This is a genomic window from Caecibacteroides pullorum (assembly GCF_019239235.1).
Classification (GTDB): Bacteria; Bacteroidota; Bacteroidia; order Bacteroidales; family Bacteroidaceae; genus Bacteroides; species Bacteroides pullorum.
Window position 1 is genome coordinate 78,422 of record NZ_JAAZTS010000012.1, and the last position, 26,303, is coordinate 104,724.

General features: G+C 54.4%; 20 protein-coding genes. 8 read left to right on the forward strand and 12 right to left on the reverse strand.

Features of this window, described 5'->3' with window-relative positions; all coding sequences use genetic code 11:
* Positions 1-63 precede the first annotated feature (63 nt).
* Complete coding sequence (locus HF894_RS09600; protein ID WP_204971901.1) at positions 64-2,748, reverse strand: valine--tRNA ligase; 2,685 nt, start codon at positions 2,746-2,748, stop codon at positions 64-66.
* 370 nt (positions 2,749-3,118) lie between these two features.
* Here HF894_RS09600 and HF894_RS09605 point away from each other — a divergent pair, with 370 nt between their 5' ends.
* Positions 3,119-4,144: a DUF3810 domain-containing protein gene (locus HF894_RS09605; protein WP_246593198.1), complete on the forward strand. Its 1,026-nt coding sequence runs from the start codon at positions 3,119-3,121 to the stop codon at positions 4,142-4,144.
* A 46-nt stretch (positions 4,145-4,190) separates the two neighbouring features.
* Here HF894_RS09605 and HF894_RS09610 read toward each other — a convergent pair whose 3' ends face one another.
* Positions 4,191-4,730: a transposase gene (locus HF894_RS09610; RefSeq protein WP_021847409.1), complete on the reverse strand. Its 540-nt coding sequence runs from the start codon at positions 4,728-4,730 to the stop codon at positions 4,191-4,193.
* 224 nt (positions 4,731-4,954) lie between these two features.
* On the opposite strand from HF894_RS09610, the gene mazG reads away from it, so the two are divergent.
* A complete protein-coding gene (mazG, locus tag HF894_RS09615; RefSeq protein WP_204971906.1) occupies positions 4,955-5,749 on the forward strand; it encodes a nucleoside triphosphate pyrophosphohydrolase in 795 nt (264 codons plus the stop codon).
* A gap of 86 nt (positions 5,750-5,835) precedes the next feature.
* Here mazG and HF894_RS09620 read toward each other — a convergent pair whose 3' ends face one another.
* From HF894_RS09620 to HF894_RS09650, 7 genes are all read right to left on the reverse strand, one after another.
* Complete coding sequence (locus HF894_RS09620) at positions 5,836-6,303, reverse strand: hypothetical protein (RefSeq protein WP_075317230.1); 468 nt, start codon at positions 6,301-6,303, stop codon at positions 5,836-5,838.
* Positions 6,304-6,324: 21 nt separating this feature from the next.
* Complete coding sequence (locus HF894_RS09625) at positions 6,325-6,699, reverse strand: hypothetical protein (protein ID WP_075318941.1); 375 nt, start codon at positions 6,697-6,699, stop codon at positions 6,325-6,327.
* A 48-nt stretch (positions 6,700-6,747) separates the two neighbouring features.
* On the reverse strand, positions 6,748-7,302 hold the full coding sequence (locus HF894_RS09630; protein WP_204971908.1) for an RNA polymerase sigma factor: 555 nt from the start codon (positions 7,300-7,302) through the stop codon (positions 6,748-6,750).
* A gap of 54 nt (positions 7,303-7,356) precedes the next feature.
* Positions 7,357-8,271, reverse strand: coding sequence for a ribonuclease Z (locus HF894_RS09635; protein ID WP_204971910.1), 915 nt, complete (start codon positions 8,269-8,271; stop codon positions 7,357-7,359).
* 109 nt (positions 8,272-8,380) lie between these two features.
* Positions 8,381-10,171, reverse strand: coding sequence for a 30S ribosomal protein S1 (gene rpsA, locus HF894_RS09640; protein ID WP_204971912.1), 1,791 nt, complete (start codon positions 10,169-10,171; stop codon positions 8,381-8,383).
* A 227-nt stretch (positions 10,172-10,398) separates the two neighbouring features.
* A complete protein-coding gene (locus tag HF894_RS09645) occupies positions 10,399-11,100 on the reverse strand; it encodes an SIMPL domain-containing protein (RefSeq protein WP_021847401.1) in 702 nt (233 codons plus the stop codon).
* A gap of 94 nt (positions 11,101-11,194) precedes the next feature.
* Complete coding sequence (locus tag HF894_RS09650) at positions 11,195-13,351, reverse strand: DUF5686 family protein (protein ID WP_394369842.1); 2,157 nt, start codon at positions 13,349-13,351, stop codon at positions 11,195-11,197.
* Between the two features lie 205 nt (positions 13,352-13,556).
* Here HF894_RS09650 and HF894_RS09655 point away from each other — a divergent pair, with 205 nt between their 5' ends.
* The gene (locus HF894_RS09655; RefSeq protein ID WP_204971914.1) at positions 13,557-15,746 is read left to right on the forward strand and encodes a glutamine synthetase III family protein; all 2,190 of its coding nucleotides are present in this window, start codon (positions 13,557-13,559) and stop codon (positions 15,744-15,746) included.
* A gap of 164 nt (positions 15,747-15,910) precedes the next feature.
* The gene (locus HF894_RS09660; protein WP_204971916.1) at positions 15,911-16,612 is read left to right on the forward strand and encodes a Crp/Fnr family transcriptional regulator; all 702 of its coding nucleotides are present in this window, start codon (positions 15,911-15,913) and stop codon (positions 16,610-16,612) included.
* 45 nt (positions 16,613-16,657) lie between these two features.
* Here the strand turns inward: HF894_RS09660 and trxB are convergent, their stop codons facing one another.
* From trxB to HF894_RS09675, 3 genes are all read right to left on the reverse strand, one after another.
* Entirely contained in the window at positions 16,658-17,593 is a 936-nt protein-coding gene (gene trxB, locus HF894_RS09665) for a thioredoxin-disulfide reductase (protein ID WP_021847397.1), read from the reverse strand.
* 44 nt (positions 17,594-17,637) lie between these two features.
* On the reverse strand, positions 17,638-18,261 hold the full coding sequence (locus HF894_RS09670; RefSeq protein WP_204971919.1) for a LolA-like putative outer membrane lipoprotein chaperone: 624 nt from the start codon (positions 18,259-18,261) through the stop codon (positions 17,638-17,640).
* Positions 18,262-18,376: 115 nt separating this feature from the next.
* A complete protein-coding gene (locus tag HF894_RS09675; RefSeq protein ID WP_204971921.1) occupies positions 18,377-20,914 on the reverse strand; it encodes a DNA translocase FtsK in 2,538 nt (845 codons plus the stop codon).
* A gap of 476 nt (positions 20,915-21,390) precedes the next feature.
* Here HF894_RS09675 and HF894_RS09680 point away from each other — a divergent pair, with 476 nt between their 5' ends.
* From HF894_RS09680 to HF894_RS09695, 4 genes are read left to right on the forward strand one after another with little or no spacing between them, the layout of a single operon-like run.
* Positions 21,391-21,939: a UpxY family transcription antiterminator gene (locus HF894_RS09680; RefSeq protein WP_204971923.1), complete on the forward strand. Its 549-nt coding sequence runs from the start codon at positions 21,391-21,393 to the stop codon at positions 21,937-21,939.
* Positions 21,940-21,962: 23 nt separating this feature from the next.
* Complete coding sequence (locus tag HF894_RS09685) at positions 21,963-23,081, forward strand: MraY family glycosyltransferase (RefSeq protein ID WP_204971925.1); 1,119 nt, start codon at positions 21,963-21,965, stop codon at positions 23,079-23,081.
* 3 nt (positions 23,082-23,084) lie between these two features.
* A complete protein-coding gene (locus HF894_RS09690) occupies positions 23,085-23,870 on the forward strand; it encodes a polysaccharide biosynthesis/export family protein (RefSeq protein ID WP_204971927.1) in 786 nt (261 codons plus the stop codon).
* Between the two features lie 40 nt (positions 23,871-23,910).
* Complete coding sequence (locus HF894_RS09695; RefSeq protein ID WP_204971929.1) at positions 23,911-26,289, forward strand: GumC family protein; 2,379 nt, start codon at positions 23,911-23,913, stop codon at positions 26,287-26,289.
* Positions 26,290-26,303: the final 14 nt, after the last annotated feature.

The following is a 26,303-nucleotide window of genomic DNA, read 5'->3' on the forward strand; positions in this document are numbered from 1 at the left end:
TATGATTCTGTGACAAGCTACAAGGCACAAGCTCCGCTTGCAAACCTGTAGTTTACCACGATTTTACGCCTTCTTCAGCGCAGCGATGCTTTCCTTCAGCGACTTGATGATGCTTTCGGCATCGGCCTGCTTCTTGCGCTCCAGCTCGATGACGGCGGCAGGAGCGTTGTTCACAAACTTCTCGTTGCTGAGCTTCTTCAGTACGCCTTGCAGGAAACCTTCCTTGTGCTTCAGCTCGGCTTCCATGCGGGCAATTTCAGCCTCTACATCAATCATGTTGCCCAGAGGTACAGCATACTCCGTCGTACCTACCATGAAGGCGGCGGCACCATCGGCCTTGGCCTCGACCACGGCGATGGACGAGAGGTTACACATCTTCGTGATAACGGCGTTGAAGGCAGCTACAGGGTTCTCGCCCACGGCCTGCAACTCCAGCGCTTCTTTCTGAGCAATGTTCTTCTGCAAGCGGATGGAGCGGACGTTGCTGATGATTTCCTTCACTACCTCGAACTGCTGTACAATAGCTTCGTCCACCTTGCCCGGAGCTAGCATGGGGCTCACCATCAGGCTCTCGCCGTCCTTGCGGTCCACGATGTGCTGCCACAACTCTTCGGTGATGAAGGGCATGAACGGATGGAGCAGGTGGAGCAGGTTGTCGAAGAAACCGATGGTCGTATCGTAAACGACCTTGCTGATGGGCTGGCCGTAAGCAGGCTTGATCATCTCCAGATACCAGCTGGAGAACTCGTCCCAGAAGAGCTTGTAGACAGCCATCAGGGCTTCGCTCAAGCGGTACTTGCTGAAGAGGTCGGCCACTTCGAGGGCTACGGCATTCTGCTTCGACTCGAACCACTTCATGGCCAGGGCGGCTGCCTCAGGCACTTCGACCTCGGCGCTCACTTCCCAGCCCTTGACGAGGCGGAAGGCGTTCCATATCTTGTTGTTGAAGTTACGGCCTTGCTCACAGAGGGCATCGTCGAACAGAATGTCGTTGCCGGCAGGAGCCGAAAGCATCATACCCATGCGCACACCGTCGGCACCATAGCGTTCGATGAGGTCCAGCGGATCGGGCGAGTTGCCCAGCGACTTGGACATCTTGCGTCCCAGCTTGTCGCGCACGATACCTGTGAAGTATACGTTGCGGAAAGGCATGTCGCCCATGTATTCGTATCCGGCCATGATCATGCGGGCCACCCAGAAGAAGATGATGTCCGGGCCTGTCACCAGGTCGCTCGTCGGATAGTAGTATTTGATTTCCTCGTTGCCGGGGTTGTTGATGCCGTCGAACAGGGAGATGGGCCACAACCAGGAAGAGAACCACGTGTCGAGGCAATCTTCGTCCTGACGCAGGTCTTCCAGCTTCAGGTCGGCCTTGCCGGTCTTCTCCTTGGCCAGTTCGAGCGCTTTCTCAGGCGTCTCGGCCACCACGTATCCGCCTTCGGGCAAGAAGTAGGCAGGGATGCGGTGTCCCCACCACAGCTGGCGGCTGATACACCAGTCCTTGATGTTCTCCAGCCAGTTCTTGTACGTGTTCTTGTACTTGGCGGGATAGAACTTCAGTTCGTCGTTCATGACAGGCGGCAGAGCCATGTCGGCAAAGTGCTGCATCTTGAGGAACCACTGCATGGAGAGCTTCGGCTCGATGGCCACATTGGTACGCTCGGAGAAGCCCACCTTGTTGGTGTAGGCCTCCACCTTCTCCAACAGGCCGGCGGCGGCGAGGTCTTTCTCAATCTGTTCGCGCACGTCGAAGCGGTCCATGCCTACATAGAGGCCGGCTGCTTCGCTCAGGGTGCCGTTATCGTTGAAGATATCGATGCTTGGCAGGTTATACTTCTCGCCCAGCATGTAGTCGTTCACGTCGTGGGCAGGCGTCACCTTCAAACAGCCCGTACCGAACTCTACGTCCACGTAATCATCCTGAATGACGGGGATGACACGACCTACGAGGGGCACGATGACTTTCTTACCCTTCAGCCACTGGTTCTTGGGGTCGGCGGGATTGATACACATGGCCGTATCGCCCATGATAGTCTCAGGGCGGGTCGTGGCAACTACGGCATAGCGGCGGCCTTCGGCATCGCGGTGAACCACTTCACCCTCGGCGCCGGTTTCGCCCGACATGTCGTCGTCGGCCACGTAGTATTTCAGGTAGTAGAGCTTGCTATGCTCTTCCTTATAAATCACTTCCTCGTCGCTCAAGGCGGTCAGCGCCTTGGGGTCCCAGTTCACCATGCGCACGCCGCGGTAGATGAGTCCCTTGTTATAAAGGTCGACAAACACCTTGATGACGCTCTCGCTGCGCTTCTCGTCCATGGTGAAGGCCGTGCGGTCCCAGTCGCATGAAGCGCCCAGCTTGCGGAGCTGCTTCAGGATGATGCCGCCGTGTTCGTCGGTCCATTCCCAGGCATGCTTCAGGAACTCCTCGCGCGTCAGGTCGGTCTTCTTGATGCCCTGAGCGGCCAGTTTGTTCACCACCTTGGCTTCGGTGGCAATAGAAGCATGGTCGGTACCCGGCACCCAGCAGGCGTTCTTGCCTTCCATGCGGGCGCGGCGCACCAAAATATCTTGAATGGTATTATTAAGCATGTGTCCCATGTGGAGCACGCCGGTGACGTTGGGGGGCGGGATGACGACGGTGTACGGTTGACGGCCATCGGGTTTCGAACTGAACAGTTTATGATCCAGCCAATACTGGTACCACTTTCCCTCTACGTCGGCGGGATTGTACTTACTTGCTAATTCCATTTCTCTTTAAGTCTATAAAATTAAAATTGTTTGCGATTATGGGCACAAAATTAGTAATTTATTGCTTTCCATCGGCAAAAGCAACGAAAAGATTTGTCTATCTTTGCGCAGAGACGACGGTTTTGCTCCGGTTCAAGCGGAGTGTACCGCCAGTTCAAAGGCTTTAAACTCTCAGTTTAAACAGAGTAAACTGACAGTTTAAACGCATTAAACTGACAGTTTATCGCTATTAAACTGGCAGTTTATTTTTGATAAACTAAAATAAACTGATAGTATGCTGACATACAACACTTTAAGAAATAAACAAAAGAGGCCCGACCGACCTTTGTACAGGCGACGCCGAAACCTCCAAAAGCGCCACTTTGTACTGATGGCACTGATACTGACGGTATGGCTCGTACAACTCCTGCCCGCTGCGGGAGCCTGTTACGCCCGATACATTTACCCCAGCATAGCCCGTGTGCTGACCGCCGTGTCCGACCTCATCCCCTTCGCCGTGGGCGACCTCTTCATCGCCCTCAGCATCGCCTGGCTTGTTGTCTGGCCTTTTTACGCCCGCCTCCGCCGCAAGAAGCCCTGGCGACGCATTGTTGGTCGCGAGGTGGAGTTCCTGCTCTGGATATACGTCTGGTTCTACCTGGCCTGGGGACTGAACTACTCGCAACCCAACTTCTACCAACGGACGGGCATCGCCTACACGGCCTATACGCCCGAGAACTTCGCCCGCTTTACGGACGACTACATCGAGCGGCTGAACGCTTCGTACACCCCTATCGACAGCATCGACACCGACATGGTACGCAACGAGGTGGTACGCGGCTATCGTGCCATCAGCCCCACGCTGGGTGTACTCCCGCCCACGACCGACCGTCCGCGGGCCAAGACGATGCTCTTCACCCCGCTCATCTCGATGGTGGGCGTCACGGGCAGCATGGGGCCTTTCTTCTGCGAGTTCACCCTGAACGGCGACCTGCTGCCTGCCGACTATCCCGCCACCTATGCCCACGAGCTGGCCCATCGGCTGGGCATCACCAGCGAGGCCGAGGCCAACTTCTACGCCTATCAGGTATGCACCCGCTCCAGCGTACCCACCCTGCGCTTCAGCGGCTACTACTCCATCCTCTTCCATGTGCTGAGCAATGCCCGCCGCCTGATGGACGAAGCTGCCTACCAAGCACTCGTAGAGAGCATCCGCCCCGAAATCATCCAACTGGCCAAGGACCATCAAGCCTATTGGTCAGCCAAGTACAGCCCGCTGGTAGGTGCCGTGCAGGATTGGATCTACGATCTCTACCTGAAAGGCAACAAGATAGACAGCGGCCGCCAGAACTACTCCGAGGTAGTGGGGCTGCTCATCTCGTACGAGATGTATCAAACATACCATGATACGTTGTAGGGACGCACCATGGTGCGTCCGCGCAAAACAATGCAATCGAAAACGATTATTTTTGAAAAAAACAATCGCAATCCCACCGGGCCACGTTATGCTCGATATATTCTGCTATCCGGTTCCTGTCCTCCACACCTCGAATAATATGGTCATGATAACGTCCCTGCCATCCAAACCTGATATTATTCTTACGTGCAAAACACGTCACAGCCTGTTTGAACCCTCCTATCACCACGCTCAGAGCCGTTCGTTTCGTGGGTATATCTTCCGACGGATGTATGCGAATAATAGCATGCACGTGGTTGGGCATCACTACGAAACTCACCATCTCTACATAAGGGTAATGCATTCCCATTTCAGTCAAGGCATCAACCGCAAATCGCCCAATCAACGAATACTCCATCTGCCCATTTGCAATTTCACCTAAATAGTGTTCTTTTCCCTGCGTACAGATAGTGATAAAATATTCACCTCCGCTGTAATCGTGAAAATCGACCCGAGGACTTTTGCGGGATGGGTGAGATGCATTGCATACGTTGGATGAATCGTATTCGGACGCACCATGGTGCGTCCCTACATGTATGTTTTCCATAATAATATTCTTTTGTGCAAATGTAACCTTTTCATGCAAACATCTCGAACAAGGGAAAGACAAATTACATACGTATAATAACAACCGGACGTACCATGCACCCCATACGTTGTAGGGACGCACCACGGTGCGTCCGGATAAGTTAATAAAGTTTTGGGTGCAAAACATCAATGAGATATAAATCTTTGTAACTTTGCAACACTTTATATCTAACAGGAACGAATATGCAACATACCCGTAAAGAACAGATGGAAGCCTTCGGACGCTTCCTCGACATCCTCGACGAACTGCGCGAGAAATGTCCCTGGGACCGCAAGCAGACCAACGAAAGCCTGCGCCCCAACACCATCGAAGAAACCTACGAATTGTGCGACGCCCTGATGCGCGACGACAAGCAGGACATCTGCAAGGAACTGGGCGACGTCCTGCTGCACGTGGCCTTCTATGCCAAGATAGGCAGCGAGACGGGCGACTTCGACATCAAGGACGTGTGCGACCGCCTGTGCGAGAAGCTCATCTTCCGTCATCCGCACGTCTTCGGCAATGAAAAGGCCGAAACGGCAGCCCAGGTTGTAGAGAACTGGGAACAGCTGAAACTAAAGGAAAAAGGTGGAAACAAAAGTGTACTGGCCGGTGTACCCGCTGCCCTGCCCTCGCTCATCAAGGCCTACCGCATACAGGACAAGGCCCGCAACGTAGGCTTCGACTGGGAAGAGCGCGAACAGGTGTGGGACAAGGTGAAGGAAGAAATCCAGGAGTTTCAGGCCGAAGTGGCCAACATGGACAAGCAGAAGGCCGAAGAAGAATTCGGCGACGTGCTGTTCAGTCTCATCAATGCCGCCCGCCTCTATAAGATCAACCCCGACAACGCCTTGGAACACACCAACCAGAAATTCATCCGCCGCTTCAACTACCTCGAGGCACACACCATCAAGGAAGGCCGCAACCTGCACGACATGACACTGGCCGAGATGGACGCCATCTGGGAAGAAGCCAAGAAACTGGAAAGAAAAGAATAAAAAAAGCAGGCCTTCCGACTCGCATCGGAAGGCCCTTACCTCTTGAAAACTGAAACCAGCCTGTTTACTTTACAGGAAACGACACATCATTTTTTCGGAGCCGGCCGTTTCCCACCGTTTTTGCCGTGCATGCCTTTCAGCAGTTCGCGATGGAAACGCATTTCGGCACGCTGTATCAAATAAATTTTCTTGTTAGAAAGTATCTTCTGGAATTTCTTCAGATAGGTCTGTTCCAATTCGCTGGAAGCCACACGTGCGTCATACACGCCCTCCAAGATTTCACCATACTGACTTTCGGTTGTATTCTCATTCTTACCCTGGCGTAACAGCTTCCACGCATTGTCGTTCAACTTTTGCTTGCGGTCCTGCATTTCGAAATATAAGGGAAAAAACTTGGCAGCCTCTTCACGAGTCAGTCCAGCTTTCTCAGTCAGAAAAGCCTGTTGTTTGGCGCGGAATTCTTCGCGCGACAACTGCTGACATGTCCCGTCACCAGCCCATACCGAAAGCATCAGCCCGAACAAGGCAACCATTAAAACACTCAACTTTTTCATTGTTATCATTTACAATATTGATTATTCTGCATTTTCATCGCTCAAATAGACATACAGCGAATAGTCGTCCATCATGGTGTTCTCTATTGCCGTTCTGATATACTCCATTTCGATATCCGACTCGTCGGCAGCGATCTGCTGTTGCTGCTGCCCGTTCGATACGGTCTCGCCCGGCGAAGCAACTCGGATAATCAGAGCAGCTCCTATAAACATGGCCGCCATATACAGCCAGGGCCTTACCCTCTCCCACGTAGTAGGCTCACGATGGATATCTGTCTTTTCTTTCTCCGGAAGACGGCTCATCAAGTCTGAAGTGAAACCTTCGAAATATCCTTCCGGCACACGGAACGGATTTTCCGTACCAATCTTCTTCAGTAATTTATCCTCTTCTTTCATAAGCTTTTCTCCTTTCATTAGAATTAGACTATGGTTTGCGACAAAGGTTTAAACTTCATCATCAAAAAATTTCTCGATTTTTTTCACTGCATGATAATACGAAGCTTTCAGTGCTCCGACCGACGTACCGAATATCTCGGACATCTCCTCATACTTCATATCCTGATAATATTTCAGGTTGAACACCATCCGTTGTTTTTCGGGCAAGGTCAGCAGAGCTTTCTGCAAGGTTGTCTGTATCTTGTCACCCGAGAAGTAAGGGTCACTTTCCAGTTTCTGCAACACGTCTGCTTCCGGATCGTCCAGCGAGACAGTAGCTTGTGCACGCTGTTTGTTCAGGAACGTCAGGCATTCGTTCAGGGCAATGCGATAGAGCCAGGTAGACAACTTGGCATCGCCCCTGAAGTAATCTATATTGGTCCATGCTTTGATAAAGGTATTCTGAAGCAAATCATTAGCGTCTTCATGCGAATAAACCATACGACGTATCTGCCAGTACAGCTGTTCGCTATACTGCGCCACAATCATTTCAAATCCGCGCCGTTGTGTCTTCTCGTCCTGTAACAAGGCCAACACCTCGCGCTCATCATAGGGAGTATTCATATACTTTTATTCGCATTTATAGAAGTTAGACGGACAAAGATACAAAAAGTTTAATCAAATAGGAACACAAAGTGTTTCTTTCGCCAGCAAGGTTTCAGGAAACACAGCACGGGCCTGCTCCAGCAGAAGTTCTTCGTTGTCGTAGCGCGCTGAGAAATGGCCTACCAGCAAACGCTTCACACCTGCCTCACGTGCAATGGAAGCTGCCTGCGAGGCAGTCGTGTGATAGGTTTCCTTCGCGCGGGCCGCATCTTCCTCAACAAAAGTGGCTTCGTGAAACAGCAGGTCGACTCCCCTCACCTGTTCGACAACCGAAGCCAGTGGCAGTGTATCCGAACAATAGGCATAGCTCCGCGGAGGATCAGATGGACGGGTCAGGCGGCTGTTGGGGATCGTCTTACCGTCGGGGGTCACATAGTCGGCTCCGTTCTTGATGCGGTTCAGCTCGTAGACGGGTATCTGATAGAAGTCAATCATCTCTCGAATGATGTGGTTGGGACGCGGCTTCTCGGCAAACAGAAAACCGCAGGTAGGCATCCGATGACGCAAGGGAATAGTGGTCACCGTCAGCGAACGGTCCTCGTAAACCAGCGTCGGTTCTTTGGTTTCGAACGCATGGAACACGACCGGATAGGTCATCTGATGGTTGAAGAAATCGAGCATCGGCTTCAGCAGTTCCTCCAGTCCCTGTGGCGAATGGATATGGAGTTCTGCCGTACGTCCCAGCAAATTCAAGGTCGAGATCAGTCCCAGCAACCCGAAACAATGGTCTCCATGCAGGTGGGAAATGAAGATATGGTTCAGGCGCGAAAACTTCAGGCGCGACTTGCGGAACTGCAGCTGCGCTCCTTCACCACAATCGATCATGAACAACTTGTCGCGCACATTCAGGATCTGCGACGTCGGGAAATGGCGGGTAGTAGGCAAAGCCGAACCACAACCCAGGATATGTAACTCAAACTTCTCCATAACGACGCAAATTTAGGCATAAATCACGATACCTGTCAGGATTTACTTCAAAAAAAGAGAGGGTATCCCCGACGGGATCCCTCTCTTTCCTATAGATTGATATAAAAGATTATTTCTTCTTACCTTCCAGTTGCTCTTTCAAAGCAGCCAGTGCGTCGATGTCGCCCAGCGTAGTAGAAGCAGCCTGATTCTGGATCATCGGAGCTTCTTCCTTCTTGCTGTTAGACTTCTTGGCAGCCTTCTTTTCTGCTCTTTCTTCTGCCTTGGCAGCATCTTCGAAGATACGGCTGTGAGACAGGATGATACGCTTAGCGTCCTTGTTGAATTCGATCACCTTGAACGGCAGTTTCTCGTCGAGCTGAGCCTGAGAACCATCTTCCTTAACGAGGTGCTTCGGAGTTGCGAAACCTTCTACACCGTAAGGCAGAGCTACTACAGCGCCCTTATCCAGCATTTCGATGATAGTACCTTCGTGTACAGAACCTACAGTGAATACAGTTTCAAATATATCCCAAGGATTCTCTTCGAGCTGCTTGTGACCGAGGCTCAGACGACGGTTTTCCTTGTCGATTTCCAGAACCACTACATCGATGTCTGCACCGATCTGAGTGAATTCAGAAGGATGTTTAACCTTCTTCGTCCAAGACAGGTCAGAGATGTGGATCAGACCGTCAACGCCTTCTTCTACTTCTACGAATACACCGAAGTTAGTGAAGTTGCGAACCTTGGCAACGTGCTTGCTGCCTACAGGATACTTCTCTTCGATAGTTTCCCAAGGATCAGCCTTCAGCTGCTTGATACCCAGAGACATCTTACGCTCTTCGCGATCCAGTGTCAGCACTACAGCCTCTACTTCGTCGCCTACCTTCATGAAGTCCTGAGCAGAACGCAGGTGCTGGCTCCAAGACATTTCAGATACGTGGATCAGACCTTCTACGCCCGGAGCGATTTCGATGAATGCACCGTAGTCAGCCATCACAACAACTTTACCCTTCACGTGGTCGCCAACCTTCAGGTTAGGATCCAGTGCATCCCAAGGATGCGGAGTCAGCTGCTTCAGACCCAATGCGATACGTTTCTTTTCGTCGTCGAAGTCGAGGATAACTACGTTCAGCTTCTGATCGAGTTCTACAACTTCGTGCGGATCGCTTACGCGGCCCCAAGACAGGTCGGTGATGTGGATCAGACCGTCTACGCCACCCAAATCGATGAATACACCGTAAGATGTGATATTCTTGACAACACCCTCGAGTACTTGTCCCTTCTCGAGTTTGCTGATGATTTCCTTCTTCTGCTGTTCCAACTCAGCCTCGATGAGAGCCTTGTGAGAAACAACGACGTTCTTGAATTCCTGGTTGATCTTAACGATCTTGAATTCCATCGTCTTGCCAACGAATACATCGTAGTCGCGGATAGGCTTCACGTCGATCTGAGAACCCGGCAAGAATGCTTCGATGCCGAATACGTCTACGATCATACCACCCTTCGTGCGGCACTTGATGTAACCCTTGATAATTTCTTCGTTTTCCAAAGCTGCGTTTACGCGGTCCCAAGAACGGGTAGCACGTGCTTTGCGGTGTGACAGAACCAGCTGTCCTTTCTTGTCTTCCTGATTTTCGATGTATACTTCTACCGTATCACCTACTTTCAGATCAGGATTGTAACGGAATTCACTCATCGGAATGATACCGTCTGATTTGTAACCGATGTTCACAACTACTTCACGCTTGTTCATTGCGATTACGGTACCGTCTACAACCTCACGGTCGTTTACCTTGTTCAGCGTATTGTCATACGCCTTTTCCATGTCTTCGTGGCTAACAGTGGAGAGTGTTTCGCCATTCTCATACGCATCCCAGTTGAAGTCTTCAACCGGAGCTACTTTTTCAAATTTTTCCATTAATAAATAAGTTGTTTTTAATAATTAATTAAGTGAGACTTTATGTTGACTCAATAAATCGGGCGCAAAGATAGGACTATTTTCTTGAACAACAAAACGTTCGGTCCAAAAAAGTGGCACCTGACCTCCTCTTCCCCCTGTCTTTTCATACAAAGTGCCATTCCGGCACCGTAAAGCAATGCTTTACCTGTCCGAAACGGCACTTTTACGTTATGGAAAACAGTGTTTTAGTTTTTCAGATAATAGGTCACTGTCGTCACCACGCGTACGCTCTTTATATAAGGTGTATTCTCGTCGCGGTTGGCAATGGTAAACTGCCCCTGCGAAGCGCTCTTGATTTTTCCCAGCTTGCTGTCCGAGTCCTTGGCAAACTTCTCGGCAGCGGCACGGGCGTTCTTCGTAGCGTCTTCGATCATCTGAGGCTTGATGTCGTTCAGCCCCGTAAACTCGTAGGACACGTTGTAGCGATAGTCGCCACCGGCAATGGCGATGCCCTGCTTCAGCAGTTCGGCCTGTTCGGCCATCAGCTTGCGCACCTTCTCCACGTTTTTCGAAGTCACGGTGATGACAGAAGTCGCATTATAGCGGTATGTCACGTTCTGGTTGACATAGCGTTCGGCCTGCATGTCGATGATCTCCGGCGGGACGATGCTGATCTCTTCGTCCGAAATGCCGTTGTTCTTCAGGAAACTGACGATAGCCGCATTCTTCTTTTCCATGTTCGTGTAGAGAAGAACCGGATCATTGCCGATGTCCTTGTACATCAACGGCCAGATCACCTTGTCGGCCGGTACTTCCATTTCGGCCAGTCCCTTCACCGTCACTACGCGCTCTCTGTCTCTAAAATCATTGATACCGCCCCTCAGCATCCAGCCGAGCAACAGCAGTCCCACTGCCATGATAGCGGCTTCCAGTCTCCAATTTTTCATGCACAATTGTTTTAAAAGAGTTTATCTGCAAATGAATGGAATAAAGCTGTCAACTACAAAGAGTTTCGGATAAAAGATGTTAACCTGAAACCTTTTAACGATTAAACAACTCGAACGTAAATTTGCAGCCGATTTCCTGATACTTCCAGTTGGCAAAGCTGGCAAAGACACCGAAGTCGAAAATATGCGTACCGATGCCATAACCCACCTCCACGTAAGGCATCAGGTGGGGCACCAGCAAGGTGTTCAGGTACAGACGTTCGTTCAGCACATACTGGGTATATTTCATCAGGTGCTTCATCAGCAGGAAAGGGGCTTCATAGGTCAGATGGGCCCGCAGATACTCACGCGAGGAGTTGTACCACCGTCGGTCGAGCAGCTGGAAGACGCCGCCGATTTCATCGTTCCATCCCACAGGCAAATTGGAGCGGGTGAAGTTGGCAAAATCCACAAAATACAATTCTTCCTGATTGGTGAACTTACCCCAGCCGATGCGATAATAAATGTCGCGCATCAGTCCCAACGGGATATTATGTTGAAGGTCTACTTCTACACGTTCGTAAGCACCCGATCCAGGCAGAACCCCCTTGATACCTCGCTCCCAGTCCACTGTCAGGGTCGGATAGCGGGAATACAGGTTCACCTTTCGGTCGCCGTTCATGTAGTAATACTGCCCCGGTGTCCAGCGGAGGGTCACACGAGGAGCGAAACTGCTATACGTATGACGGAGCTTGCTGAGAACACTGAGATCCCACACTTCCGAACGGTCTTTCTGTCCTTCTTCTTCCTCTCCTGCACGGGTCGATGCGATCAGGTCACCGCTATCAGGCAGCAACAATTTGAAGTTCGAGCGCTCCACCTCCGTACGACGGTGAATGGACAGACCCACATCCAGCGTCAGCCCGTTCACGATTTCCCAACTGTGAGTGACGCGGCAATACAAGTCCTTGAAATAATCCAGGTGTATCTGACTGAAATCGAACAAGCTGTCCGGCATAGCCTTCAGTTCATCCAACACGTCACTGCTGTAGATCCGGTTACCGTTACCCACATCAAAATGGAGGGAAGCACGCTTCCGCGGCCAGTAGTCCAACTGTCCCCTCACCGACCAGTAGAACTCGTTTCGCGTAAAGTTATAACCGATGCGGGGCGAAATGCGCAGCAGACGGTCGCCAGGAAACAGCCGGTTGTATCGGAACTCCTGCCGATAGGAAATGCCGTTGGAATGGCTATAGCTCAACAGCAGCGGATTGAGCAAGGGCGAACAGCGCACACTGCCCACACTGGCCAGATCCAGCGTGTAACGGCTCACCAGCGCATCGCCAACCGTTCCCCAAAATTCCAGATTCTTATTGATCTTCTGTTTCTTTTCCCGCTCTTTCCGCGCCACTGTATCCCGATACAGGAAGTAGGCCCGATACAGCGAATCCTCATGTCCATCCAGCGGGAAGGGACGAAGACTCTTGAAGTGGGCCGTGTCGCGCACACAGGCATTCGTATCGCAACGCAAGGTATAGGAAGCCGACAAATCATACCGGCTCTTGTCTGACCGGCGCAATTTAGTAGCCGGATCGCGCTGCTTTATCTTCTTATATTGAAGCACCGCCATATAGCTGCCGTCAATCACGTTTCCCGCCATCTTGAATCTCACCTCAAAGTCCGAATAAATCGGCAGGAACTCATCCGCACAGCCCACCTCGCCCATCCGCACGTGATTGCTGAAGGCCAGAATCTCCGAACGGCCCGAGAAACGGATCTCGCGTATGCTCCACACATTGTCGCTCACCACCATATAGCCGCCTATCAGCTGGAAACTCTTACTTTTGGGAATAAAACGGATAACATATTGCAGGTCGTGTGCCCGTCCACGGATCGTATCAATCCGATACCTGTAGTATTTCTTTGCATTAGGCGCCAAAGGCGAAAGCAACTTGTCGGTCAGGATGGTCGGCGAATAGATATTGAGCCTGAAATATTGGGGCAGCTGCCCGTTCAGGTCCCAGAACTCATTGGCCGTTCCCATGGTAGCCGTCACCTTCTGGTCATAGATATCGGGCGCCGTAAAGCTCAGTTCGTTGTAAGTCTCCATCATATACTCCTTCACGCCCTTCCGGATACGGAACAAAGTCGGAATATAGCGGAGCAGCTTGTTCTGCTTCTTGATGTTGATCTTTCCTTTGATATACAGCTCGGCATTGTAGCTGTCCACGATGCGTTCGTAGAGCGGCGCAAAGAAAATGACCTTTTCCATGATGGAGTCCGCCGAGATCAGCTTGCCCTGATAGGGATATGGAGCATAACCTGCCCGTACCTTTCCCAATGGAAAAAGTAGCAGTAAAATACCCAATCCTATCCACAACCAGCGTACCAACTTTGCAATATCTTCGTATGTTTGGGGGCAAATATAGAAAAAAACATGTACTTTTGCAGGCAAATCAATAAAAGAAGAGTCTGATATGTCAAAAATGCGTTTTTTCGCTCTGCAGGAACTTGCCAACCGTAAGCCGTTGGAAGTAACTCCCCCCTCTGGAAAGCTGTCCGACTACTATGGCAGCCACGTATTCGACCGCAAGAAAATGCAGGAATACCTGCCCAAAGAAGCCTACAAGGCCGTAACCGACGCCATCGAAAAAGGAACCCCCATCAATCGCGAAATGGCCGACCTCATCGCCAACGGCATGAAGAGCTGGGCCAAATCAATGGGCGTCACCCACTACACCCACTGGTTTCAGCCACTGACCGACGGTACCGCCGAGAAGCACGACGGTTTCATCGAGTTCAGCGAAGACGGCGACGTCATCGAACGCTTCTCGGGCAAGCTGCTCATCCAACAGGAACCCGACGCATCCAGCTTCCCCAACGGCGGTATCCGCAACACGTTCGAAGCTCGCGGCTATACGGCATGGGACGTTTCCTCACCTGCCTTCGTGGTAGATACCACCCTTTGTATCCCCACCATCTTCATCGCCTATACCGGCGAGGCCCTGGACTACAAGACCCCGCTGCTGAAAGCCCTGAACGCCGTGGACAAGGCAGCAACCGACGTCTGCAAGTTGTTCGACAAGAACATCAACCGCGTATACGCCAACCTCGGCTGGGAACAGGAATACTTCCTCGTTGACCTGGCCCTTTACAATGCCCGCCCCGACCTCTGTCTGACGGGCCGTACGCTGATGGGACACTCCTCGGCCAAGGACCAACAGCTCGAAGACCACTATTTCGGCTCCATTCCGCCGCGTGTCACAGCCTTCATGAAGGAGCTGGAGATCGAATGCCACAAATTGGGCATCCCCGTCAAGACCCGTCACAACGAAGTGGCGCCCAACCAGTTCGAGCTGGCACCTATCTTCGAGAACGTCAACCTGGCCAACGACCACAACCAGCTGGTCATGGACCTGATGAAACGCATTGCCCGCAAGCATAACTTTGCCGTCCTGCTCCACGAAAAGCCCTATAGCGGCGTCAACGGCAGCGGCAAACACAATAACTGGTCGCTCTGCACCGATACAGGCATCAACCTCTTTGGCCCCGGCAGCAATCCGAAGAGCAACATGCTCTTCCTCACGTTCCTCGTCAACGTACTGATGATGGTCTACAAGAACCAGAACCTGCTGCGTGCCTCCATTGCCAGTGCCGGCAACAGCTACCGTCTGGGAGCCAACGAAGCGCCACCCGCCATCCTGTCCATCTTCCTGGGTCGCCAGCTCTCGTCCATTCTCGACGAGATCGCCAAGCAGGCCAGCAGCAGCAAGATGACCGCCGATGAGAAGACCACCCTGAAGCTGGGCATCGGACGTATCCCCGAAATCCTGCTCGACACGACCGACCGCAACCGCACGTCGCCCTTCGCCTTCACCGGCAACCGCTTCGAGTTCCGCGCCGCAGGCTCCTCAGCCAACTGCGCCGCTGCCATGATTGCCATCAACGCCGCCATGGCCAACCAGCTGAACGAATTCAAGGCCTCGGTCGACAAAGCCATGGAAGAAGGCGCCACCAAGGATGAAGCCATCTTCCGCACCCTCAAGGAAATGATCATCGCTTCCGAGCCCATCCGCTTCGAAGGCGACGGCTACTCCGAAGAATGGAAACAGGAAGCTGCCCGCCGCGGCCTGACCAACATCTGCCACGTACCCGAAGCGCTGATGCACTACGTCGACGACCAGGCTCGTTCCGTCTTCATCGGCGAACGTATCTTCAACGAGACCGAGCTGGCCAGCCGCCTCGAAGTAGAGCTGGAAAAATTCACCATGAAGGTGCAGATCGAAAGCCGCGTCCTCGGCGACCTGGCTATCAACCACATCGTCCCCACGGCTGTCAGCTACCAGAACCGCCTGCTGGAGAACCTCCGCGGCTTGCGCGAGACCTTCTCGCCCGAAGAGTACGAAACCCTCAGTGCCGACCGCAAGGAGCTCATCCGCGAAATCTCCCGCCGCGTGACGGCCATCAAGATGCAGGTACGCCAGATGACCGAAGCCCGCAAGGTGGCCAACCACATGGACAACTACAAGGACAAGGCCTTCGCCTACGAGGAAACGGTACGTCCCTACCTCGAAAGCATCCGCGACCACATCGACCACCTCGAAATGGAAGTGGACGACGAAATCTGGCCGTTGCCCAAGTATCGCGAACTGCTGTTCACGAAATAAGAACCAAACACTTGGCGGTGAACGGATACAATCTCCGTTCACCGCTTATTTTTTTTCATTTTAAGCCTCTTTTCCACTCCAAATGCACATTTTTGAGGCGAATGTGTTTTTTTTTAAATTATTCTTCCTACTTTTGTGCTATAGAACACAGTTTTGCAGCACTCATGGTAAAAACAAATTTGTCAGAAATAAAGGTTCAGGAGCTTATCGCCGACATGTGGTCTCCCCTGAACGAAGAGCAGCGGGAGTTTCTCGCTGATCATTTCACACTTCAAAACTACAAAAAAAATGAAGTCATCCATTGTGAAGGCGAGACTCCCACGCACCTGATGTGCCTGCTAAGTGGGAAAGTCAAAATTTATAAAGACGGTGTGGGCGGCCGCAGCCAGATCATCCGCATGATCAAACCCGTCGAATACTTCGGCTACCGCGCTTATTTTTCCGGCGAAGACTATATCACGGCCGCTGCCGCATTCGAGCCTTCGGTCATCTGCCAGATTCCCATGAATGTCATCACCACCCTCGTGACGCAAAACAACGGCTTGGCCATGTTCTTCATCAAACAGCTGTCCAAAGACCTGGGTATCGCCGACGAACGTACGGTAAACCTCACTCAGAAGCATATCCGCGGCCGTCTGGCCGAATCGCTCCTGTTCCTCAAGGAAAGCTACGGACTGGAGGAAGACGGCTCTACACTGAGTATTTACCTCTCGCGCGAGGATCTGGCCAACCTTTCGAACATGACGACTTCGAACGCCATCCGAACACTCTCCCAGTTTGCCACCGAACGGCTCATCACCATCGACGGACGAAAAATCAAAATCATTGACGAAGAAAAGCTGAAGAAAATCAGCAAGATTGGATAAAGAAAAAAATCGGTTAGTGGAGGAAACCACTAACCGATTCTTTTTTTATTGTTGCAAGTAGCGCTCCGCCTCGATAGCCGCCATACAACCGCTGGCTGCTGCCGTGATGGCCTGACGGTAGTGCGGGTCGGCCACGTCGCCTGCGGCAAACACGCCCGGCACCTTGGTGCGCGGCGTACCCGGCTCGGTCAGGATATAGCCCACTTCGTCAGTATCCAGGTAAGGCTTGAAGATGTCCGAGTTGGGCTTGTGTCCGATGGCCAAGAAGAAACCGTCGATAGCCACGTCGTAGCGCTCTTCGTCGGCCTCGCCCATGCGCTTCACCAGATGCACGCCTTCCACGCCGTTCTCGCCAAAGAGGCCCACGGCATTATGCTCGAACAGCACCTCGATCTTCTCGTTGTTCATCACACGCTCCTGCATCACCTTCGACGCACGCAGATAGGGCTTGCGCACGATGAGGTACACCTTGCTGGCCAGGCTGGCCAGGTAGGAAGCCTCTTCGCAAGCCGTGTCGCCACCGCCCACAACGGCCACCACCTTCTTGCGGTAGAAGAAGCCGTCGCACGTGGCACAGGCACTCACCCCCATGCCGGCATATTTCTTCTCGTCCTCCAGGCCCAGGTACTTGGCTGTGGCACCTGTGGCGATGATGATGGTTTCGGCTTCGATCACCTTCTCGTCGTCGATCGTTATCTTGTAGGGCTTCGCGCTGAGGTCGGCTGCCGTAGCCACACCGTAGCGGATGTCGGCTCCGAAGCGTTCGGCCTGCTTGCGCAAGTCTTCCATCAGCTCAGGGCCGCCGATGCCAGCAGGATAGCCGGGGAAGTTTTCCACTTCGGTGGTCGTTGTCAGCTGTCCGCCCAGTTGCAGGCCGGCATATACCACAGGAGCCAGGTTGGCGCGTCCTGCATAGATGGCGGCTGTATAGCCGGCAGGACCCGAACCGATGATCAGGCATTTCACTTTTTCTGTTTCCATACTGTATTTACTAAATTATATTTTTAGGTTCATTCAAGTTTCGTTCATCTCAGATCAATCACCTCCGCCGTCGGATAGGCCCGCTTGTCGAAGGTGAAAAGCGCATCGTCGTATTTCTGCCCTGTCTGATAGGAGCGCACCAGCACGACAACTGCCTCGCGGTCGCCCTTGCGGACAAGGCTCAGCTTTGCCGGACGCAAGGTCTGCTTGTCGACGTAGAGGATCAGGCACTGCAGCTCGCTGCCCTGGCGACTGGCGGTCATCATCACCTTGTGGAGGCGCGGATCGGCCTGCTCGCCCATCTTCAGCATGTAGCCGTTCTTGTAGAGCGACAGCCAGGCATAGGGATTGATGCTCTGCAGCTCTTCGGCCGTGGGTTCGGAGACGTTCACCTCGTCGCTGTTCTCCAGGTAGGTCCATTGCGTCCGCCCGTCGAACCACGTCGTGATGCCTTCGGTATCGAGGCGGAACTTCTCGCCCTTGAGGCGGATGCGTCCCTCGGACGTCCCTTCGGGTGCGCGCACCTCGAAAGCGATTTCCACGCCTTCCGCCTGGCGGAACGCGTCGGCCACGCGGTCGAGCAACTGGCGGGCCTCGTTATTCTCTTGTGCAGCCGCCGTCAGCCCCATGCAAAGAGCAACAAGCAGGCAAAGTATTTTGTTCAGCATTTATTTAATTGAAAATTGAGAATTGAGAATTGAAAATTGAAAATTTTAATTCATTGAAATTGTCCGTCAAGCGGCTTTCATTTTCAATTTTCAACTTTCAATTCTCCATTGATATTTACATTTTACTCAAAAAATCCTCCAGCGACACGATGTCCGTGAAGTAGACGTCGCGCGGCTTGCTGCCCTGCGCAGGCCCTACGATGCCCGCCTTTTCCAGCTGGTCCATCAGGCGGCCGGCACGGTTGTAGCCGATGGAGAACTTGCGCTGGATGAGCGAGGTGGAGCCCTGCTGATGTGTCACAATGAGGCGCGCGGCGTCGTCGAAGAGCGGGTCCTTGCGTCCCAGGTCCACGTCGCCCAGGTCGCCGCCACCGGCGTTCTCGTCCACGTATTCGGGCAGGTAGAAGGCCGTCGGGTAGCCCTGCTGGCGGGCGATGAATTTCGTAATCTCGGCCACCTCGGGCGTGTCGATGAAGGCACACTGCACGCGCACGGGGTCGGCCCCCTGCAGGAAGAGCATGTCGCCGCGGCCTATCAGCTGGTTGGCGCCCGGCCGGTCGAGGATGGTGCGCGAGTCGACCATCGCCGACACGCGGAAGGCGATGCGCGCGGGGAAGTTGGCCTTGATGGTACCCGTGATGATGTTCGTCGTGGGTCGCTGCGTGGCGATGATCATGTGGATGCCCACCGCACGTGCCAGCTGGGCGATGCGCGCTATGGGCAGCTCCACGTCCTTGCCCGCGGTCATGATGAGGTCGCCGAACTCGTCGATCACCACCACGATGTAGGGCATGTACTTGTGGCCCTTCTCGGGGTTGAGGCGGCGGTTGATGAACTTCTCGTTGTACTCCTTGATGTTGCGCACGTGGGCCGCCTTCAGCAGGTCGTAGCGTGTGTCCATCTCCACACAGATGGAGTTCAGCGTCTGCACCACCTTGGTGACGTCGGTGATGATGGGTTCGGCCTCGTCGGGCAGCTTGGCCAGGAAGTGGTGCTCGATGACGGAGTAGATGCTGAATTCCACCTTCTTGGGGTCGACGAGCACAAACTTCAGCTCGGCGGGGTGCTTCTTGTAGAGCAGCGAGGTGATGATGGCGTTCAGACCCACGGACTTACCCTGACCGGTGGCACCCGCCACCAGCACGTGGGGCATCTTGGCCAGGTCCACCATGAACACCTCGTTCGTGATGGTCTTACCCAAGGCGATAGGCAGTTCGTAGGTCGATTCCTGGAACTTCTTGCTGCCGATGATGCTCTGCCCCGACACGATTTTGGGGTTCGAGTTGGGCACCTCGATACCGATGGTACCCTTGCCCGGTATGGGCGCGATGATGCGGATGCCCAGCGCCGAGAGGCTCAGGGCGATGTCGTCCTCCAGTCCGCGTATCTTCGAGATGCGCACACCCTGTTCGGGAGTGATTTCGTAGAGCGTCACCGTAGGTCCTACGGTCGCCTTGATGGAGCTGATTTCGATGCCGAAGCTGCGCAGTGTGCTCACAATCTTGTCCTTGTTGGCATTCTGCTCGTCCATGTCGATGGTAGGCTCAGCGTTGTCGTAGTGCTTCATCAGGTCCAGCGTGGGGAAATGGTAGTTCTCCAGGTCGAGGCGCGGATTGTAAGGCTCCAGCTCAGGGCCCTGATACTCCTCTTCTTCGTGCGTCTCCACCTGAAATTCGGGATCGTCCGCATGTGGGGCCGCTGCGGGCTCCAGCGGCACGGCAGGTTCCGGCTCGGCAGCCTCTACCGTCATCTCCACTTCGCCCCCACGGTTGCCGGTCGCAGCCGGACGCGAGGGGCCGCCCAGGTCGAGCGAAATCTCCTGCGAAGGCTCTGCCTCAGGCTCTTCTTCGGGCTCGGGTTCCTCTTCGGCCTTCTCTTCTACGACAGGCTTCGGCTCTTCGGCCACGGCAGGTGTCGGCGTCGGAGTCGGACGTTTCTTGCCTTCTGCCGTCCACGAGGTCGTAAACTCTTCAGGCACTTCGCCTTCCGCCTTCTCCTGTCCGTCTTTCTTCTTTTTCAGGAAGTTCAGGGCAAAGACACCCCGCAGCCACACCACCGTCCGTGCGCTGAAGTAGATCAGGAAGCAGATGGCCGTCACCAGCAGCAACAGCCACACGCCCGGCGCTCCCACCTGCGAAGCCAGCCAGCGGCTGACGTTGTAGCCATGCATACCGCCCAGGTAGATGAACGAATCTTCATACAAGCTGGCGAAGGCAAAGCCGAAGAACACCGAGAACCACACCAGCAGCAGCGAGCAGCAGATGAACCATCGCCACAAGCGGATATGGCGCACCTTCATCAGCTTCAGGCCTGCAGCGGCGAGAAACACCAGGATGAAGAACGACGAAATGCCGAAGCAGTCATTGATCAGGTAGCTGGACAGCTGCGCGCCGCGCGATCCGGCATAGTTCTTCACGCCGTTGTCCACGGCCATCAGGTCCTTTCCGTTACCCGAGTCGAGGATGCTCTGGTCCGCCGCCCCCGTAAAGAAGAACGACGAGAACGCCAGCAGCAGGTAGACGGAGAAGATGACGAGCATCAACCCCACGATGAAGCGCAAGGTTTCGTTGTGCCAGGTCGCCGCCACCTTGCGGAAGAAGGAAGGCGAAGCCGCTGTATCTTTTTTGTCCGATTTGTCTTTTTCTTTTTTCATTGTCTTTGTATTCGGTTAGTATTTCGAATGCAAAAGTAGTGAAAGGTGAAAGTAATACAAAATAAGCTCGCTTATTTTTATTACTGAACCGCATCCTATTTTATTAAAACTACAAAAAAGCCACGACCGAACCGGCCGCATCAAGAACAACGGTAAGCTATTATAACTGTGATTTGACATTCACGTGAGTGGCTTTAGAGGCGTAAATTTTATAATAGAGGAGATGAAACACAAATTATATTATATTAAATAATTTAGCCCTAAACATGACTATAATCAATACTTTTTGTATCTTTGCGCCGTCTTAATCCTTCTCTTACAAAGAGAAAGACGAATTACAAACAGGCAAAATAAGGCAGATTTGCAAAAGACAGCAGAAACGTATGTCATGCAAATTTCTACAAAAAAGACAATTAATCACTTCTGTCTCAATAACTTATACCAGACAGCAGGACTAGAAGGTATACCCTTATCTTATGATTTCCTCCAAAGAAGAAAAAATCCAATGGTATGTCATGCGCGACCTGAAGAGGCCGAACAGCCTGCTGCCTGCCTACAAGGAGCTTGGCGAAAAGGGAATTGAAATTTTTACACCGATGCAATGGCACGTCACCCTCTGTCAGGGGAAACGCATGCGCCAGCAACGCCCTTTCATCCCCGACCTCCTGTTTGCCCATGCTTCGCGTGCGATGCTCGACCCTCTGGTCGAAGCCATCCCCACCCTCCAGTACCGCTACCGGCGTGGGGGCGCCTACCGCGAAGGAATGGTTGTGCCCGACGACGAGATGAACCGTTTTATCCATGCCGTGACCGGCACCCCTACCCCCCGTTACCTCCTCCCGTCTGAGCTGACGCCGGCTTCCATCGGCGCCGAGGTCACCATCATCGGAGGTCCCATGGACGGCTATACAGGCCGGTTGCTGAAGATACGCGGCGCCCGGTCGCCCCAGCTGCTGGTCGAAATCCCCAACCTGCTGGCTGCTGCCATCAAGGTCAGCCCCGAATACGTCCGGATCGTTCAATAGATGCAACCCCTTAATAAATACCTATGGATACAACCACGACATTCTACCTGTGCGCAGCCTTTGCGTTCATTGTGGGTCTGATGGGCAGCCGCTTCGTCCTGCCCCGCATCGCCCTGGTGGCCGCCCGCCGTCGCCTGTTCGATTCGCACGACGGACGCAAGCTCCACAAGGGCAATGTGCCCCGCCTGGGCGGCCTGGCCTTTTTCCCCTGCATCGCCATCGCTTTGTTCATGGCCATCCTGCTTTACAACAAGCTGACCGGCGCTCCCATGCTGGGCAGGATTCTGACGCTCGAAGTGTTCACCATCAGTAGTGCGCTGTTCATCCTGTTCCTCTGTGGCCTGATGGACGACCTCATCGGCGTCAGCTACCGGTCCAAATTCCTCATACAACTGATCTGCGGCATCCTCGTCACCCTTTCCGGCCTGTATTTCAACGACTTCTACGGCCTGTTCGGCATCCATGCCCTCCCCCTGTGGGTCGGCCTTCCGTTCACGGTTCTGACCGTCGTCTTCATCCTCAATGCCGTCAACCTCATCGATGGCATCGACGGCCTGGCCTCCGGCCTGAGCGGCATCGCCTTTCTGGCGTTCGGCCTCCTCTTCACCTACCTGGGCGACCGGCTGCATGCGCTCCTCAGCTTCGCCGCGCTGGGTGTCCTCATCCCGTTCTTCCATAGCAACGTCTTCGGCCAGGCCAGCCGCGGCCGCAAGCTCTTCATGGGCGACACCGGCGCGCTGACCATCGGCCTCCTGCTCAGCGTCCTCAGCGTCCGTCTCAGCATGGCCGAACCCGTCAAGGACGCCCGGCTGCCCGGTTCCATCGTCCTGGCCTTCTCGTTCCTGCTGGTTCCCATGCTCGATGTCATCCGGGTCTTCATCCACCGCATACGCTGCGGCCGCAGCCCTTTCCTGCCGGACCGCAACCACATCCACCACAAGTTCCTCGACATGGGCTTCAGCCACCGCCAGGCCATGATGAGCATCGTCGGCCTCTCGCTGGCCTTTGTCGTGGTCAACGTCGTCGCCATCCACTTCGTGCCCATCACGGCCCTGTTCCTGGCCGACGTCGTTGTCTGGACCGCCCTCAACCTCTATTGGAGAAAAAAAATCATACAACATAATTCAACATTGAAAAAATAAACCATGAAGAAAATCCTTCTTATGGCGATGCTGGCCCTGGCGCTGGCCTCGTGCAACACATCGAAAAAGATCGTCTACTTCCAGGACATCCAGGTCAACCGTCCCGAAGCCATCACCGAGGCCCGCGACATCACCGTGCAGCCCAAAGACCAGATTTCCATCCTGGTCAGCAGCAAGGACCCGCAGCTGGCCGCCCTCTTCAACCTGCCCCGCGTTCAGTACCGGGTGGGCGACAACAACATGCAGAACACCAGCGGCGATGTGTCCGGCTATACCCTCGATACCGAAGGCTACATCGACTTTCCCGTCCTGGGCCGTCTCTACGTGGCCGGCATGACCAAGAGCGAGATTGCCTCCTTCATCAAGAAGCGGCTGATGGACGAGAACCTCATCAACGACCCCGTGGTCACCGTCGAGTTTATGAACCTCTACTACTCCATCCTGGGTGAAGTAAACAACCCCGGCAAGTACATGATCACCAAAGACCAGATCACCCTGCTCGAAGCCATCAGCATGGCGGGCGACCTCACCATCTACGGCAAGCGGGACGCTGTCTTCGTGGTCCGCGAGGAAGACGGCCAGCGCGTCACCCACTGGGTGGACCTGCGCACACAGGATCTTTTCCACTCGCCTGTCTACTACCTCAAGCAGAACGACGTCATCTACGTGCAGCCCAACAAGGTGCGTGCCGGACAGTCTACCATCAACGAAAACAGCGTGAAGTCCGTCAGCCTCTGGATCAGCATTGCCTCGTTCCTCTCCTCGCTGGGCGTCCTGCTGTTCAAGTAAAATTTTACCTTTTAACCCCGTATTATCATCCCCAACCGATATGGCCGAAAACATTTCTCCTTCCCAGAAAGCCCGTCCTGCCGACGACTTTCTGCGCCTGCAGGACCTCTGGGCCCTGTTCCTGCCCAAGTGGTACTGGTTCGTTCTCTCCGTCTGCGTCGCCCTGGGCGTCGCCGTCTTCTACCTGGTGTCCACTCCCCCGCTCTATACCCGCACCGCCTCCATCCTCATCAAGGACGACGGCAAGAACAGCGGCAGCAGCAACCTCAGCAGCGAATTCCAGGACCTGGGCCTTTTCCAGAGCAACACCAACATCAACAACGAGCTGCTCACCCTGAAGTCGCCCACGCTGATGACCGAAGTAGTGCGCCGCCTTCGCCTGAACGAAACCTATACCGTGCGCGAGGGGCTGCGCCGCCGTGAGCTCTACCGGGAGTCGCCCCTCTACGTCAGCTTCCTGCGCCCCGAAGAGGGTGTCGGCGTCTCGCTGACTCTCCGCCCTACCGATGCCAACACTGTCCGTGTCTCCGGCTTCCGCAAGGGCGGCCGTGAATGGGACGAGGCGTTCAGCGTCCAGCCCGGCGACTCCCTGCCGACCCCCGTCGGCACCCTGACCGTCACCGCCACCCCCTTCCCCGCCGAGTGGATCGGCCGCGACATCACCTACAGCCAGGGCAGCCTGAAGGGCGCCACCGATGCCTACACCGCCGCCCTTCAGGCCAGCCTGGGCGACGAGAAGTCCACCATCATCGACCTCAGCATCAGCGATCCCTCCATCCGCAAGGCCGAAGACCTGCTGAACACCCTCATCGAGGTCTACAACGAAAACTGGATCCAGGACAAGAACCAGATCGCCGTCAGCACCTCGCAGTTCATCACCGACCGCCTCGGCGTCATCGAGAGCGAGCTGGGCCACGTCGACGAAAACATTTCCTCCTTCAAGAGCGAACACCTCCTGCCCGACGTCCAGGCAGCTGCCTCGCAGTATCTGTCGCAGAGCGCCGAGAACAAGCGTGAACTGCTGGCCCTGAACAGCCAGCTCAGCACTGTCCAGTACATCCGCCGCGAGCTGGTCAAGAAGTCGCTCACCCAGCCCCTGCCCGCCAGCTCCGGCCTCGAGAACGACAACATCCGCGGTCAAATCAGCGAATACAACGCCGTCGTGATGAACCGCAACCGCCTGCTGGCCAACAGTAGCGAAAAGAACCCGCTGGTGCAGGACCTCACCGCCTCGCTCCGCAACATGCAGACCGCCATCCTCCAGTCGGTAGACAACCAGATCAAGGCCCTCAACACCCAGATCGCCAACCTGCGCACGCAGGAAGCTGCCACCGTCAGCCAGCTGGCCAGCAACCCCACGCAGGCCAAGTATCTGCTGTCCGTCGAACGTCAGCAGAAGGTCAAGGAGGAACTCTACCTCTACCTGCTCCAGAAGCGTGAGGAGAACGAGCTGTCGCAGGCCTTCACCGCCTACAACACCCGCGTCATCACCGCTCCCCGCGGCTCCGCCTTCCCCACGGCGCCCCGCAAGGGCCAGATTCTGTTCGTAGCCTTCGCCGTCGGCCTGCTGCTGCCGGCTGCCGGCATCTTCCTGCGCGAAATGATGAACACCCGTGTGCGCGGCCGCAAGGATGTAGAACACCTCCACCTGCCCTTTATCGGCGAGATACCCCAGTCGGGCAAGAAGGCCTCCCGGAAGAAAGCCGCCGACGCTCCCGCCACCCTCGTGGTCCGCAGCCGCAGCCGCAACACCATCAACGAAGCCTTCCGCGTGGTGCGCACCAACCTCGAGTTCATGATGGGTGCCCATACGGACAGCCGTGTCGTGATGGTCACCTCCATCAACAGCGGCAGCGGCAAGACCTTCATCAGCATGAACCTGGCCGCCAGCTTTGCCCTGAAGCAGCAGCGCGTCGTGGTGCTCGACCTCGACCTGCGCCGCGCCTCGCTCAGCCGCTACGTGCAGTCGCCCCACACCGGTATCTCCAACTACCTGAACGGCCAGGTGTCCGATTGGCGTTCGGTCCTCGTGCCCGGCACGTCCGAAGGCACTCCGGACGTCATCCCCGTAGGCACCCTGCCCCCCAACCCGTCTGAACTCCTCTTCAGCCCGCGCATGGAACAGCTCATCGCCACCCTGCGCAGCCACTACGACTATATCTTCATCGACTGTCCGCCCGTCGAGGTGGTGGCCGATGCCAGCATCATTGCCCGCTGGGCCGATCTCACCCTGTTCATCGTGCGTGCCGGCCTGCTGGAGCGCGACATGCTGCCCGTCATCGACGGCTACTACGATGAACGCAAGTTCCAGAACATGGCCCTGCTGCTCAACGGCACCGAAGCTGCCCACGGAGGCCGCTACGGCTATCGCTACGGCTACCACTACGGCTACGGAAACTACAGCGAAAAGGAAGATTGAGATACAAAGCATAA